This is a genomic window from Lacrimispora sp. 38-1, from assembly GCF_049890855.1.
In the GTDB taxonomy this organism is placed as follows: Bacteria; Bacillota; Clostridia; order Lachnospirales; family Lachnospiraceae; genus Lacrimispora.
On record NZ_JBANEW010000027.1, the window covers coordinates 14,879 to 30,998 of the forward strand.

Annotated in this window: 13 protein-coding genes and 2 pseudogenes; all 15 read left to right on the top strand. The window is 37.0% G+C overall.

All coding sequences use genetic code 11. The features are described 5' to 3' along the window. Positions 1 to 10: 10 nt before the first annotated feature. The 15 genes and pseudogenes from V7D18_RS05205 (at position 11) to V7D18_RS05275 (ending at position 16,028) form a co-directional block, all read left to right on the top strand. Positions 11 to 1,195, top strand: a complete 1,185-nt coding sequence (locus V7D18_RS05205) for a hypothetical protein (protein WP_426152125.1) — start codon at positions 11 to 13, stop codon at positions 1,193 to 1,195. Beyond that, positions 1,196 to 1,588, top strand: coding sequence for a hypothetical protein (locus V7D18_RS05210; protein ID WP_426152127.1), 393 nt, complete (start codon positions 1,196 to 1,198; stop codon positions 1,586 to 1,588). It abuts the gene before it with no gap. Between the two features lie 27 nt (positions 1,589 to 1,615). After that, positions 1,616 to 2,743, top strand: a complete 1,128-nt coding sequence (locus V7D18_RS05215; protein WP_426152129.1) for a PcfB family protein — start codon at positions 1,616 to 1,618, stop codon at positions 2,741 to 2,743. After that, positions 2,740 to 3,460, top strand: a pseudogene (locus tag V7D18_RS05220) (type IV secretory system conjugative DNA transfer family protein); the annotation flags it as partial. The gene V7D18_RS05215 and the pseudogene V7D18_RS05220, both read left to right, overlap by 4 nt. Positions 3,461 to 4,150: 690 nt before the next feature. Next, positions 4,151 to 6,058, top strand: coding sequence for a group II intron reverse transcriptase/maturase (gene ltrA / locus V7D18_RS05225; RefSeq protein ID WP_426152131.1), 1,908 nt, complete (start codon positions 4,151 to 4,153; stop codon positions 6,056 to 6,058). A 24-nt stretch (positions 6,059 to 6,082) separates the two neighbouring features. Next, complete coding sequence (locus V7D18_RS05230; protein WP_426152133.1) at positions 6,083 to 6,265, top strand: hypothetical protein; 183 nt, start codon at positions 6,083 to 6,085, stop codon at positions 6,263 to 6,265. After that, positions 6,192 to 7,664: pseudogene (locus tag V7D18_RS05235) on the top strand (VirD4-like conjugal transfer protein, CD1115 family); the annotation flags it as partial. The gene V7D18_RS05230 and the pseudogene V7D18_RS05235, both read left to right, overlap by 74 nt. Positions 7,665 to 7,895: 231 nt before the next feature. Then, on the top strand, positions 7,896 to 8,255 hold the full coding sequence (locus V7D18_RS05240) for a hypothetical protein (RefSeq protein ID WP_426152135.1): 360 nt from the start codon (positions 7,896 to 7,898) through the stop codon (positions 8,253 to 8,255). Between the two features lie 52 nt (positions 8,256 to 8,307). Further along, positions 8,308 to 9,150, top strand: coding sequence for a hypothetical protein (locus V7D18_RS05245; protein WP_426152137.1), 843 nt, complete (start codon positions 8,308 to 8,310; stop codon positions 9,148 to 9,150). A gap of 14 nt (positions 9,151 to 9,164) precedes the next feature. Next, the gene (locus tag V7D18_RS05250; RefSeq protein WP_426152138.1) at positions 9,165 to 9,566 is read left to right on the top strand and encodes a DUF4313 domain-containing protein; all 402 of its coding nucleotides are present in this window, start codon (positions 9,165 to 9,167) and stop codon (positions 9,564 to 9,566) included. A gap of 72 nt (positions 9,567 to 9,638) precedes the next feature. After that, entirely contained in the window at positions 9,639 to 10,184 is a 546-nt protein-coding gene (locus tag V7D18_RS05255; protein ID WP_426152140.1) for a PrgI family protein, read from the top strand. Between the two features lie 139 nt (positions 10,185 to 10,323). Then, on the top strand, positions 10,324 to 12,699 hold the full coding sequence (locus tag V7D18_RS05260) for a VirB4-like conjugal transfer ATPase, CD1110 family (RefSeq protein WP_426152142.1): 2,376 nt from the start codon (positions 10,324 to 10,326) through the stop codon (positions 12,697 to 12,699). Between the two features lie 114 nt (positions 12,700 to 12,813). Next, positions 12,814 to 14,046, top strand: a complete 1,233-nt coding sequence (locus tag V7D18_RS05265) for a tyrosine-type recombinase/integrase (protein ID WP_426152144.1) — start codon at positions 12,814 to 12,816, stop codon at positions 14,044 to 14,046. After that, positions 14,039 to 15,007 carry a tyrosine-type recombinase/integrase gene (locus V7D18_RS05270; protein ID WP_426152145.1) on the top strand — a complete coding sequence of 323 codons (969 nt, stop codon included), beginning with the start codon at positions 14,039 to 14,041 and terminating at the stop codon, positions 15,005 to 15,007. Before V7D18_RS05265 ends, V7D18_RS05270 begins: the two co-directional genes overlap by 8 nt. Next, positions 14,991 to 16,028, top strand: a complete 1,038-nt coding sequence (locus tag V7D18_RS05275; protein WP_426152147.1) for a tyrosine-type recombinase/integrase — start codon at positions 14,991 to 14,993, stop codon at positions 16,026 to 16,028. Before V7D18_RS05270 ends, V7D18_RS05275 begins: the two co-directional genes overlap by 17 nt. The last annotated feature ends 92 nt before the right edge of the window (positions 16,029 to 16,120 follow it).

A 16,120-nucleotide genomic window follows, 5' to 3' on the forward strand; every position in this document is an offset into this window, starting at 1 on the left:
GAGGAAACGTATGGAAGAGTCAATGCAGAATACAAATAAGGCTAAAAATATGGCGGCACAGGAAATGCGAAGAATAGGTCTTGGAGAAGAAGTAGCCATGCTAGTATCGGAAGATATTGAATATGGACTTACAACAGAAGAAGTATATCGTTATGCGAAGTCAGGAATGAATTTTAAGCAAATGCAGATATATTCTAAATGTCTTAGAAAGCATTATAGTCAGGAAGTAATTGCTGTAATAACAGCAGATTCCTTAAATGCAAATCAGATGATGGTGGCTTTCGATTTTTATGAAAAAGGAGTACCGATCGAGACAATCAAAGAGGTGATTCAGAATAAAAACAATGCATTTCATATGAGTCAGCTTTTTCAGGAAGTGCTTGAACAAATGGAAAATACAGAAGTAGAAGTGCAGATCGCACCCGAGTATGTCCAGTCTTTATTTGATGAGATAAAAAATGTTGTGTCTGGCATCAAGTTTGATGAAAGTCGTTTTGATGAATTAAATGAAAAGTTAAAGGTATTTGAGACATTTAAGGAAGATGTAGCGGTAAGGGATAATCTGGTGAAACAGTTAGGAGAAAAGGATTCTATGTTATCCGAACAACAGGATAAGATAAATCAGGCAAATTCTGCGCTAGCAAGACTTCGTGAAGAAAAAGAAACTGCCTTAAAGGAGATGAAAAATATGCAAACAAAAATGGAAGCCCTGGAGGAAAACTTCAAGGAGTACAAAAAAATGGTGGATCAGAATCAGGAACAAAAAGCGCCTATCCCTAAAGATGATAGTAAAACATTAGAAGAACCAATTAGAGGAGCAGGACAATCTGTTTCACCACAGACTATTCCATTTGTGTATGCAATGCCAGCTTATTGTAATGTTCCTGTTATGGACATGGGCGGTAATGTACTTCAAACAGTATCGGTGGAGAAAGTGAGTAAGAAATCAACAAATGCTCTTATCCAAATGATTTCAAGGCTGTTATTTAAGAAGAAATCAAGACAGGATATTGTAAAGCTGGTAGTTGCAGGCGAGTTGATACCAGCGCAGTTAGTTCTTATAAGATCAGCAATTGAAAAAGGACTAACCGAAAGTCAACTTGTGGAACTAATCAATAACAAGGTTCCGGCAGATCAGATGAAAGAAATTATTGAAATTGCAGTTTTAGAAAATGAACTTGAGGAGGAAGTGTAAATGGGATTACAGATTATCACTGAAACAGTGGAGGCGGTTGAAAAACACTCATTGTTTCAAAAAGAAGAGCAGAAGTTTGTGGTGGAGTTCGCTTTTAAGACCAGTGATAAGGAGCTGACCAACAAATTAATTGATGAATTGACCATGCCAGACAGAGATTTTGCAGCAATTCGGACTAAATATGAAGTACTATATGATAAAAAGCCAAAATGGGTAGACCAGATTGAAAATCTTTTGGTGGCACTTGAGATGTATCGTGTAGAAGAAGAAAAAGCAATTCATCGCATTTCTGATGTATTAAAGGGATATGGAATTGATGTAACACCAGATGAAATCCGTAAAACGGATACAGAGGAATTAAAGCAAAGGGTAAAGAAAGAAGCGGTATTATAGAAAATACCGGGCAAAGGAGGTTGGAATATGGCAGAAGAAATTCAGGAGGCAGTCCAGATAATCCGTGTGGCTTATGATGGCGTAGAAATTGCCATGAAGGTTGGATGTGGCGGTTTAGGGCTGATGCAAAAAGGAGTAGAACTTCTAAAAGGGATGCTTGATTATGAAAAGACCCTTGGAAAAACCAGCATGAAAAAATTATTGATGAAGGGCGGAGATTTGCAGGTACTTCAGTTTAATATGGATGATATGAAAAAGGTAGAGAAAATGGCAAAGAAATATGGCATTCTCTATTCCGTACTTCCAGACATGAATAAATCAGATAATATGTCAGAGATTATATTCCATTCAGAAGCTGTTCCAAGGGCAAATATGATGATACAGAAGTTAAAGTTTGGTAGGATTGCTTCATTTGATGATTATCTGAAAAATGGTAACGAAAAGGATCTATCAAAGCTCCTTGATTTTTTAAAAGGACAGCAACTGGGAAACGATAAAATCCACACCGAGGAGGCTACAAGAGTAGGAATTCTTATGGAAGGGCTGATAGAAAAAGTAGGTCTTTTTGCAATGGAAAAGCAGAGTATCAGTGTGGATGCAATCAAAGAGAATTTCAGTATTAATGGAAGTCAGGCTGAAAATGTAATTAAGCAGCTAGAAACCATTGGAGTCTTAGGGAAAGTAGATGGAAATGGTGAGCATAAAGTAATTATGGATAAAGAAGCATTCCAGAATCGAATCAAGGGTTATCAAAATCTTGCGGAACGTATGAAAGCAGTCTCCGCTTCAAAGAATTTAAGCCTTGCAGATGTGACTATTTCTAAGACCCTTATTGTATCAGAAAATGATCAGGCGGTGAAAACCCGAGTTCCAGGAACATGGGGAGATAAGGCACGCTATGTCTGGTTAAACAAAGAAAATATCATGGACATTCATAATGGAAAGACCTTGTTGACATTTCTTGATAAGGAGAAAGCCTACAAAGTCTATGATGAGGAAAATCGTGTAGTGGAAACGATAAAAGGCGATGCCTTGTATAGTAATCATTATGACAAAGTGGAGGCAACCATTAGAGAAAAATACGAGAAATCTCAGAGTAAGCCAAAGAATGTGACAAAGATTAATACAGAAACGAAAAGAGGTAGGCGCCTATGAAAACGAGTAAGAAGAAACCATCTTTATTTTTTCTTCTCCTTGGTGCAGTACTTGCAGCTTATTTAGGATATCTTATTAACGGAGCATGGGAGGAAGGTATGACATTAAGTGCCTTCCTGCCTGCATTTAATGAGGTATGTGCAAAGCCAATTTCAAATTATTATGAGGCATCCACCATAAAAGCAGTAATGATTGCGATTGGAATCTATGCCATGGCAGTGATTATGTACTACACAAGCCAGAGAAATCTGATGCCCGGCAAAGAATATGGTACAGCACAGTTTGCCAATGTGAAGCAAGTAAATAAAGTACTGGCAGATAAGGATGAGACATTTAATCGAATTTTAAGCCAAAATGTAAGAATGAGCCTGAATACCAGGCAAACAAAATTAAACAACAACGTCTTAATTATAGGAGGATCCGGTGCTGGAAAGACATTTTATGAGGTAAAACCAAATCTCATGCAGATGCCTCGTAATTGTTCTTTCATATGCACCGATCCCTAAGGGCGAAATTCTCAGAAGTTGTGGAGATATGTTAAAGAAGAATGGTTACAATGTAAAAGTCCTCAATCTTCTTGAGATGGATAAGTCAGATTGTTATAATCCATTTGCCTATATTAGAGAAGAAACAGATATAGTTAAGTTAATTACAAACCTGATATCAAATACAACGCCAAAAGGAGCAACACCGAGCGACCCGTTCTGGGAAAGTGCGACTTGTTCATAGGCGGTAAGAAGTCTACGCACAAGCAATAGTTCATGTTGTTTGTGAACTGATAATTTGATAGGTAGAATGATAGGGTAACGCCTTGAAATGCCTACACTTGATGGGCTTGCACTATCTGTAAGGATTTTGTAAGAAGCCCCATGACAAAGGCTGAGAGTAACCGTAATAGCTTGCCAAAAGTTATCGAAAGCAGTCCAGAGGTGGATTGTGTTGCCTATAGGTCGAGTGTCTATAAAATATCTATGGTTAGAATGAGTATCCTGGCAGATACTCTGACGAACTTGCGAATGTACGGGTCTATAAGAAGACTGTATAGAAATGTACAGGTACGTTAATGCGTAGTTAGTGTGGTTTAGTAGAAATTTTCCCTACGAACGACCATTTTGTGTTAAAGGCACAAACAAGCTAACAGGCTCATAGCAAGAACCTAAGGGTATATATGTACAGATAGAATTATCGGAACAAGGAAAGGTACTGGGTTCTATATGGAATAATCTGACGAAGAATAATAAGCAGATGAACCAGTACTGAAAAGTAGTGTTCGAACCAATGAAGCTTTTGTAATGAAAGCAGAGGAATGGACACAAGTCGTTGGTCTAAATGAGCATTATTCAATCGCCATAAGGATTCGAATAAGACCAAAAGGGTCACTTTCAAAAGAAAAGGAGGTGATGCCTTATGCCAAAAGGAAAGAAAAACCTAAGTGTAGACAGCTTGCGCCATGTAGAATACTATGGCATGCAATCTAAGTTTGACAACCTATACCAAAGGAGCAAAGAGGGTGATGATTTTACTGACCTTATGCAACTTATTCTGGGCAAAGATAACATTCTCTTAGCCTACAGGAATATCAAGTCAAACACAGGCAGTTACACAGCTGGAACAGACAATCTGACGATTAACGATATTGGGTGTTTACCACCTGATGCAGTTGTGGAAAGAGTCAGATATTATGTCACAGGTAGTCAACATGGCTACCGTCCAAAACCCGTAAGAAGAAAAGAAATACCAAAGCCGAATGGAAGTTTTAGACCATTGGGAATTCCATGCATTTGGGATAGGCTGATACAGCAATGTATCAAACAAATACTTGAGCCAATCTGTGAAGCAAAATTTAGTAGTAATAGCTATGGATTCAGACCTAATAGGTCAGTAGAACATGCAATATCTAAAACCTACTCATTATTACAAAGGTCACACTTACACTATGTTTTAGAATTTGATATTAAGGGATTCTTCGACAATGTTAATCATAGCAAACTGATTAAGCAGATATGGTCATTAGGTATCAAGGACAAGCAACTTATTTATGTTATAAAGCGAATACTCAAAGCACCAATCCGAATGCCAGATGGCAGTACGATTATTCCAGACAAAGGAACACCACAGGGTGGGATTATTTCTCCGTTATTAGCAAATGTGGTGCTGAATGAATTAGACCATTGGATTGATAGCCAATGGCAGAACAGTCCGATTGTTATGGAATATAGTAAGGAACGGATGATTAGAAATTCATTAGTCTTCGATAGAAGTCATGGCTACACTGTGATGAGAAGAACTGATCTAAAAGAAATGTATATAGTGAGGTATGCTGATGACTTTCGAATATTCTGTAGAAATAGGGAAGACGCTGAAAAGACAATGGTTGCTGTTACGAATTGGATTACAACGAGATTAAAACTTGAAGTATCCCCAGAAAAGACACGAATCGTAAATGTCCGTAAACGGTATTCAGAGTTTTTAGGATTTAAAATAAAGGTGAGGACAAAAGGGAAAAAGTATGTTGTAAATTCCCATATATGTGACAAGAAACAGATAGCAGAAAGAGAAAAACTGGTAGAGCAAGCAAAACGAATTGCAAGACCACGTCAAGGCTATTCTCAGTTAGCAGAGATAACATTATTTGATGAAATGGTACTTGGCATACAGAATTATTACAAGATAGCAACTTGTGTAAGTCTTGATTGCAGAGATATTAACAGAGCAGTCATGACCGTATTAACAAACCGATTGAGCACTGAAAAGGGCTGTCGTTTGAAACGGTCGGGTGGAACAATGGCGGAAAGCGAGAAGGAACGATTCGGAAATTCAAAAATGATACGTTATGTATCGGGTACTGAAAGACCAATCTACCCCATTGCATATGTCAAATATAAAATGGCTATAGGAATTAGTGCCACGGTTAGTTGTTATACGGCAGAGGAAAGAAAGAAGCTACATGAGGACTTAAATATCAATAAATCTATACTGACTAATTTATATCAACAGTCAATGAATGAGCATAGTCTTGAGTATTTAGATAGCAGACAATCAGTGTTTGCTGTACAAAAAGGTAAGTGTGGGATTAGTGGTATTGAGTTTCCAAATGTGGAAGAAGTTGGTTGTTGTTTGAAAGTTTCTGTCATTAATGGTGGAAAAGAACAATACAAAAACATAGCTCTTGTAATGAAGAAGTATTTACCGCTTTTACAATTCAATGATATGCAAGTGATACAGGATTATCTGAAAGTTATCAAGCCAGAAAAGAAACAGTTAGTCAAAATCAATAAGTTAAGAGAATTAAATAATTTGACTGCTATAGGTTAATATTTTCAATTGGAGATTGATTAAATGCGAATGAAAACTAACGATGGAACGCCGGATGCGGTGAAAATCGCATGTCCGGTGTGGAATGGGGGAAAAGGTGGAGATAACTTCAAAACCTTACCTATCATTATAAGCGGAAGGATTGTTCTTGCAGGCGTTGTTTTATTATGTCTGGATGGAAGAAAAACCAACGAAGCGAAACTTTGAAACCTTATTAAAATTGATGGGTGAAGCAGAAGTAACGGAACAGGGAAAACCATCAAGGCTTGATGTGAGAATGAAGTTCCTTGAGGAGAGTTCCCCACTTGGATCAAATCATCCAGCAGTGAAGCAGTACAACAAATGTATGCGTGGTGCAGGTGATACCGTTCGTTCCATTATAATAAGTGCAAACTCAAGACTTGCATTTTTGGAAAATAAGCAGGTGTTAAGGATGCTTTCAAAGGATGAAATGAATCTGGCAGATTTGGGAATCGGAGTCAATGGTGATGGTGAGACGAAAACCGTTCTTTTTTGTGTGATTCCGGATTCGGATAAATCCTATAATTTTATTGTGGGAATGTTGTATACACAGGTTTTTCAAGAGTTATATTATCAGGCGGATTTTAACTGTGGCGGCAGACTTCCGATACACGTTACCTTTATGTTAGATGAGTTTAGTAACGTTGCATTGCCAGATGATTATTGCTCCTTACTATCAACCATGCGAAGCAGGGAAATTAGTTCCGTTATTATTATTCAAAATCTTGCACAGATAAAGGCATTATTTAAGGATACATGGGAGACCATCCCAGGAAACTGTGACACATTAATTTACTTGGGCGGAAACGAACAAAGTACCCATAAGTACATTTCTGAACTACTTGGTAAAGGTACTATTGATAAGAAATCCAGCGGTGAAACGAGGGGAAGACAAGGAAGTTCTTCTAGAAATTATGATGTACTGGGGAGAGAACTATATACAGCTGATGAGGTAAGAAAACTTGATAATAAGAAATTGTTTATTTTTATCAGGGGATTTGATCCTATTTTGGATAATAAGTTTATTCCATTTTCCCATCCTGTATTTGAGCAGACCGCAGATGGAAAAGCAGAGGCATATGTTCACAGAATATCAAAGGATAACAATTTGATTGGACCACCATTTGAGATTTTAACAAAAAGTTCGTTGAAACATTATGAAAAGCTAAAAGAAAAAGGTGGAAATATCTTTATTGATAATCTAACGTATGAAGAATTTATGCTCTTAGGTGATGAAGAATTAGGGAAACGTTTTACAAATCTGGATGAGAAGGAGCAGAAAGAAAAGTTAAATAGTGAACAGTCAAAAGAGTTGGAATTTTCTGATGATGTAGTGCCAAATACAACTGAAAATGCAACATCCTCTGGTGGAGCATCAGTGGCAAGCCGGAAACCATTAAAAGAGGATACGGTCATGAATCGCTTGGTTTACTGGGAATTCTCAGAAGAACAAAAGTTAGAGGGAAAGAGAGCATTGGCGACAAAAATTCCAAAGCAGACAATATTAACCTATTTCTATCCAGAGACCAAATTAGAAGAAATGATTCAAATTCGAGAATCATTTGAAAGAACAAGACATGCTTAAATACTTCTGTGTTCAGAGATAAATCCATGGTGAACAAATAAACAGAAGTAATGTAAATCGGGAGATATCCCGTGGAAATAGAAACTAAAAATAAGCAGAGGTAATGAGTCATGTGTCAGGGACAGATGGTATTCATTCGGAGAGAAGCCGGAGGATATCTGTCTATGACAGATGATTTTCTTCCTCCGGTATCTTGCTCTGCGCCAATAAAATTTAAAGGAGATTACAAATATGCGTAGAAATGAGATTAAGAACGTAACAACTGAAAGTAAAAAAGAAGGTCTTTTTACAAGAGTTAAGAAGAGATTAATTCCGGCTGTATCAGGAGCCGTTATGGCGTGTAGTTTAATGTCTACACAAGTCTTTGCGGCAGATACCAGTGCAGTAACAGCGCCACTTGATAACTTAAAAACACTAGTTATTGCAATTATTGGTGCAGTAGGTGTCATCATCTTAGCAAAGAATGTTATGGAATTTGCACAGGCTTATCAGCAGCAAGACTCTTCCACAATGAACTCTGCATTAAAAGGTATTGTTGCTGGAGTCATGATGGCAGGTATTTCATCCGTATTAACAATCTTAGGATTTTAGAAACCAAGGCAGTATAGCTGCCTAGCAAAACAGAAAGAGGTGAATCACAAGTATGGATATATTTAAACTTGGACAACACATTCTTGACCTGCTTAATATGGTATTTGGTTTCTGGAATAACCAGGTGTCACTAGTATTTGCACTGCTAGGTCAATCCCCTGTCAATTTTAAGGGCGGGGGTCCGTGGGCAGTCATTGAGGGAATCGAGCCTATCTTTGTAGCGGTAGGCTCATCTCTGGTGGTATTGTTCTTTGTTATTGGATTTTGCTCCGAGAGTGTGGATGTTAGAGAAGAGATGAGATTTGAAGTAATTCTTCGTATGCTTATGAGGGTTGGAATTGCAGAATGGTTGGTCGCAAATAATGTTACCATTATGAAAGCATTTTTTACCTCAGTTGGAAATCTAGTGGGACTGCTAACATCAGGAACAGCACCAACTTTATCCATTGATAGTACACAGGCTGACATTATAAAAGATTTAGATTTTGGACCAAGTCTTGTCATGCTGATATTAGCAGCACTTTTGTCTATTATCATTATTATCTGTGGATTTTTCTTGATTTACACAGTGTACTTTCGATTTTTGAAGATATTGATCATTGTGCCAATGGGAGCAATTGCATGTTCTACTCTAAGTGGGAATAGAACAGTCAGTCATACAGCAGTTACTTATTTTAAGTACTTTTTGTCAGTAGTCTTAGAGGCAGTTACGATGGCACTTGCTATTATTATCTGTAATGCATTTGTAAATGCTGGCTTGCCAGAGTTTACAGGAAGTTATGCGGATTGGGCACAGACATTGATATATCTGTGTGAAATGACATTTACCATAGCAATGACAGTTGGCAGTGTAAAGGGAGCTCAAAATCTGACAAGCAGAGCCTTAGGATTGTAGAAAGCGAGGAAAGAATGGATCAGATATTAGAAATGAATACCCAATGGGGAACTACAGAAAAGGTTCAATTGGAAATCAATAATTACAGAAACAATAACGGACTATATATCGGACTCAATACAGTAGGTGAAGAATACCCGGAAAGTTACGGGGATATTACAGTAAATCTTGATGGTAAAGCACCGGATTACTGTGCCTATGTTGATATTAACAATATGCCCGAGCTTGAAAAGTTTATAGAGGAAAATGAATTAGGGGAATTTACAGGGCTGACGAAACGAAGTGGCTTTTGTGAATTCCCTCTTTATATGTTTAATCCAGATAAACTAAGAGAACTCTGTCCAGATGGAATGGAAGGTTATGAAAAAAGTATTGGAACTGATAAGAAATTAGAACAGAAACCACAAATCAGGTAGCTGGAAGAAAGGAGAAAGTAACCGAAAACGAATAAAATTCAAGGAAGAATAATTTCGGTTATTGTGAGAGAAATGGTCATTGAAATCAATAAAGATATTGATAAATATCAGGAATCTGTGGCTATGGGATTAACCGCAAAGCAATTGGTATTCTCTGTAGCTTCAGTAGTATGTGGTGGTGGCATTGTGCTATTGTTATACCGCTACATTGGTCTAACTGGGAGTGCTTATGTTGCAATTCCTGTGGTTGCACCGATTGCTCTTGGAGGCTTTTATTCCTATAACGGAATGAGCTTTTATGATGTAATGCGAAGAAAGTTTCATATGATGTTTTGCAATCGGGCACTTACTTATGCATCCACAGAAGGAGAGCCAGCGATTAAAGCATATGAATTAGAACTAGCTAATACAGCGAAGATCCAGGTAAATAAGCGTAAAGGTAAAAGGAATAATCTTGTAGATGAGAAACAAACTACAAATAAGGCAACCGATAATAAGAAAAAGAATCAGGAGGATTTTGAGATTATGAAGAGAAAAATGAAGGGTATTTTAATCGGAAGTGTAGTTACAATTGTTCTTGCCATTGCAGGAACAATTGCATACAAATGCTTTAAATAGGAATTAGAAAACGTACCAGTAAACATTGTTAGACCTCTTTAGGTCGGAACAATTCAGGCACCAGCCGGGATTGTTTCCGGCTGATGTATATTGCAAAAGGTGATGGAATAATCGCCTGACAGGAAGAGAGGTAAATAGAATGGGCTTATTTAGTAACGGATTTAAGGAGTTTAAGAAAGCAAGTGAACCGCTTTACCGTACTCCAAAATCCATTCAACAGACCATAGAAATCATGGCAGTAGCAGAAAATGGTATATTTGAAGTCACCAAGAATCACTATACCAAGAGTTATCGTTTCTGTGACATAAACTATACAACAACCAATGAGGATGAACAGATTGATATCTTTGAGAGATATTGTAAGTTTATGAATTCATTGGATTGCAACTTTAAGATAACCGTTAACAATAAAAATAAGAACATGGTGGATTTAAGGGAACAGGTGTTGTTACAGTACAAAAAAGATGGCTTTGATCATTTCCGTAAAATCTACAATGACATTATTGAAGATAAGATCCACGAAGGTAGACAGGGAATTGAGCAGGAGAGGTATCTGACACTTACTATTGAACGTAAGAACTTTGAAGAGGCAAAGGCGCAGTTTGCAACGTTGGAAGCAACGCTTCATAAGGCTTTTGGTGAGCTGGGTGCTGGAATCATTCCATTAACAGGCAATGAAAGACTGAAGGTACTATACGATTATTATCACCTTGGAAATGAAGGTCAGTTTGAGTTTGATCTGAAAGAATCAAAAAAGGTTGGTTCTGATTTTGTTAATGACCTTTGTAATGGAATGGTAAAGTATTTTCCAGAACATTTTGAAGATGAGAGTAAGTATTGTAGGGCATTATTTATAAAAAAATATCCAAGCAGCTTGTCGGATCGATTCTTAAATGAGATAACCAGTCTTCCGGTTCATTCTATTACAAGCATTGATGTTGTGCCAATTCCAAAAGATATGACAACAAAGACCTTGCAGAAAAAATATCTTGGAATTGAATCCGACATCATTAAACAGCAGAGAGTTCGTAATAAGAATAATGACTTTTCTACAGAAATTTCTTATGCAAAAAGAACCGAAAAGAAAGAGATTGAAGAAATCATGGATGATGTCCGTGAGAATGATCAGTGTCTATTTTATGTAGCGGTGACTATCATAGTAATGGCTGATTCAAAGAAAGAGCTTGATAGTGTCTGTGAGACAATCCAGACCATTGGAAAAAGAAATTCAGTAACGATTGATGTTCAGTATCTAAAACAGAGAGAAGCATTAAATACTGCATTGCCAATCGGAGTAAGACAGGTTGAAACCATGAGAACCATGCTTACCCAGAGCCTTGCGGTGTTAATGCCTTTTAATGTGCAGGAATTAAATGATACTGGAGGCAATTATTATGGGATTAATCAGGTGTCTAAGAACATTAATGTAGGTAATCGAAAGAAACTGATTAATGGAAATGGATTTATTTTTGGGGTACCGGGTTCCGGCAAATCATTCTTTGCAAAGCAGGAAATGGGAAATGTATTCCTTAATACCGATGATGATATCATATGTGTCGATCCCATGAATGAATACTTTGATATTGCAAAAACATTCCACGGAGCAGTTGTAAATATGTCTACTTACACGGATCATTATGTAAATCCCCTTGATATGGACGTATGGAATCTTGATCTCAATGATACAAGAGGATGGATTAGGGATAAAGGGGAATTTATGCTGGGGCTATGTGAGCAATGTATGGGAGACAGTCTGAATTCCAGACAAAAGTCCATCATTGACCGCTGTATTCGTAAGATGTATATGGACATCGCAAAATCGAAGGAAAAGTATATTCCGATCATGTCAGATTTCTATGATATCTTATTGGAACAGCCGGAATCGGAAGCAAAAGATATTGCCTTGTCATTGGAGTTGTTTGTAAATGGTTCCTTAAATATCTTTAATCACCAGACAAACGTGGATATCGAAAATAGATTTATTGTCTATGGTATCCGTGACTTAGGAGCAGAACTTTCCCCTATTACAATGCTTGTCATGATGGAGAATATTCAAAACCGTATTGTAGAAAATGCCAAGAAAGGAAAAGCGACATGGCTGTACCTGGACGAGTTTCATGTGCTTTTAAATCGAGAGTATTCGGCAAAATATTTACAGCAGTTATGGAAAAAAGTAAGAAAGCAGGGTGGACTTTGTACGGGTATTACACAGAATGTAGTGGATCTTTTACAGAATTATGTGGCAACTACAATGCTTGCAAACTCTGAATTTGTAGCTTTATTAAAACAGGCTAACACAGATAGTTCTAAGCTGGCAGAGGTGATTGGCGTATCAGATGCGCAACTTCGATTTGTAACCAATACTTCAAGTGGTATGGGAATTATTAAGTGTGGTAGCATTGTTATTCCATTTGATAATACCATAAGCAAGGATACGGATTTGTATAAGCTTTATAATACAAACATTCATGAGATAATCGAGAATTCTCGATTATCTCATTTATCCAAACCTTAATATTATCCAAACTTAAAGCTATAGTTTTGAAAAAAATTGATATACGGTTTCAAAGGTTTGGATTTTATTTTCCATGGTATGATTAATCTAAACAACAAAGGAGGTTATCATACCATGGAATTAACAAATTTACGACAACACCATGAAGAACTCATATATCACATGAAGAACTATGGATATTCAATGAGCTGTATCTACATGTATAAACGGCAGATACGTGAAATCTTAGAATTAGACATGGATTCATGGACTTCATACAAGGACATTTATCAATATTTTGAGAGTGTTTCCACAAATCAAAAAGATTTAAAATGGAGACGCTCTGTTATTGGCGGAATCGAATATTTTGATTTAAACCACTTATTTCCGGACAGACGACGGATATGTTCTTTTATTGAACCTAAAGGAGCTTATTACACTCTTAATCCTAAATTTCAGCAACTGATTGATCATTATAAAGCATATGCTGAAAGAGCAGGAAAAACAAAAGAAACCACCATTGATAGCGAAAGTCACTGTGGTGCTACTTTCTTTTATCATTTACAACAACTGGGGTGTTCCAATTTAGAATCAGTAACAGAAAGCGATATATTATCATACTTTCTAGATGAAAGCAGCGCACTGCTACGCTCTGCAGGTTCTTGTAAAAACGTCAAAGCTGTGCTAAAAGCAGGGATTGAAATAAATAAAGCTGCATGTGAAAGAGTTTTATTATTTCTTCCATGTTTAACGGAACATCGAAAAAATATCCAGGTACTTACGGATGAAGAAGTTGAAAAAATAAAACAGCTGCTTAACTCTGAGTGTCTGTCATTGAGGGATAATGCAGTTCTTCAACTTTTGTTATACACAGGTTTAAGGGGCATCGATATCGTCAATTTGAACCTTCAATCCATTGACTGGAGAAGAGACTGCATCCGACTTGTACAATCAAAAACAAAGGCTGAATTGGAACTTCCATTATTGCCGAGTGTAGGAAATGCATTATATGATTATATCCTTACCGAAAGACCTCATTGTGCTTATGATACACTCTTTATATCAGCGGCTGTTCCACATGAGTCATTAAAGGTACAGACCATTCGGTGGATTGTCCATAAGGCATTTGGACTGGCGAAAATTCGTATGAATAAAGGTGACAGAATTGGCACGCATCTGTTCCGGCACAATATAACTTCAAAGTTACTAGAAAACAACACTGCACTGCCTGTTATATCCAATATCCTTGGACATTCTTCGCCCAGATCAGTGGAACCATATCTGCATACAGACTTTTTCCACCTAAAACAATGTGCCCTAAGTATAGAAGAATTTCCTATACGTCAGGAGGTGTTCGCCATTGACTAAGTTTATATCCAACCTGGCACCATTAATGGAACAATTTGAAAAATACAGACAGGCTTCTCAAAAATTAAATAATAATTCTCGGGCAAAAATGCGTGCTTTTGACCATTACTGCCAGGAACATTTTCCGGAAGCAGACCATTTAACACAGGAGATGGCTGATAATTATTTCATAAAGAAGCCATCTGAAACCATTAACTCATGCAGGGAACGTTGTTCCATCATTTCTGAATTTATTAAATATCTACAAAACAGAAATATGACTGAAATCAATGTTCCTGAAAGACCTAAAAAGCAAAGAAGGACTTATGTTCCTCATGCCTTTACACATGCAGAATTAACAGATTTCTTCATAGCCTGTGACAATGTAAGCTATAAATCCGGACGAATGGATTTAAAAATTCGTTGCATTACTGCACCTGTTATCTTCCGACTTGTTTACAGTACAGGTATAAGAAATGTTGAAGCATTATCCTTAAAACGCGACAATGTTAATCTTACCAGTGGAGCTATCAGCATAGTAGATACAAAAGGTTATAACGAGCACTACGTGGTGATGCATGATTCCATACTTGAATTGATGCAAGCGTATGATCAGAAGATGGAGCAGTTCCTGCCCAACAGAGAATATTTTTTCTCATCTAAAAATAAGCATCGTTTTAACAGCAGCTGGTTAACTGATAATTTTCGTATCATATGGGATTCGGTAAATAGTTCCCCTGCCACAGCATATGACCTGCGTCATAACTATGCTATTGTAAATATCAATAAATGGACCGATGAAGGTTTTGGGTTTTATGATAAAATCGCATATTTAAGTAAGAGTATGGGACATGTTACTTTAGAAAGCACGAAGTACTATTATTCCATTGTTCCTAATCTTAGTAGCATTATAGAAAAACAATCAAATGACTCTTTTGATTGGATTGTTCCGGAGGTAGATGCAGATGAAAAAATCAACTAATGAGGGCGTGTGCTTAGCTCGTCATATATCATTTTTTGTGAACGATTATGTGTCATCTTTTTTGACCGAGAGCGAGCATACAATCAGAGCTCATAAATATACCCTTACCCTTTATATTACGTATTTGTATACGATAAAAGGGGTAACTATCAACAAGTTAAATGCAAGCTGTTTCAACAGATCCAACATAGAAGATTGGATTCTCTGGCTGAAAAATGAACGTAATTGTTGTTCTGAAACTTGCAATAATCGCCTTGCATGTTTACGGGTGTTTCTGAAATACCTTGGAAGTAAAGAGATTGATTATCTTTACCTATACCATGAAGCAACACTGATTCCACGATTAAAGGAACCAAAAACCAAAGTAAAAGGTATGAGCAAAAATGCTGTTAAAGCATTGATGTCTGTGCCTGATGCTACAGATAAAACAGGCAGAAGAGACCTTGCTCTTATTGTTCTGCTATATGCAACTGCATGTAGAATTGATGAGATTTTATCTCTTAAAAACAAGCAGATACACCTAAATATGGAAAAGCCATATATTACAATCATCGGTAAAGGGTCTAAAATCAGAACAATAGGACTTTTACCAAAAGCAGTTTCACATCTTCAAAAATATATGACAGAATTTCATGGTAACAATCCAGACCCCGAAGCCTATGTTTTCTATTCCAGAAATACAGGGATTTATGGTAAACTTACACAACCTGCTGTTGGGAAGATGCTGAAAAAACATGCTGTATGTGCACATGAAATATGCGATGAGGTTCCCATTAATCTTCATGCTCATCAGATACGACATGCCAAAGCATCACATTGGATTGAAGATGGTATGAACATAGTTCAAATCTCGCTCTTATTAGGACACGAACATCTTCAGACCACAATGGTTTACTTAGATATCACAAATGACGAGAAGGCGGCTGCATTAGCCACATTAGATGATGAAACAAGTCAAAAGGTTACACCAAAATGGAAAAATGCAGATGCTTCTCTTCTCAATCTGTGTGGATTAAGTTAACTATTGTGGTATATAAAATCCAAACCTTTTTTGCTAAAATTCAGTGTATTGAATAGTAATACTAAAAGGTTTGGATTTTATTTTAGTTTGGA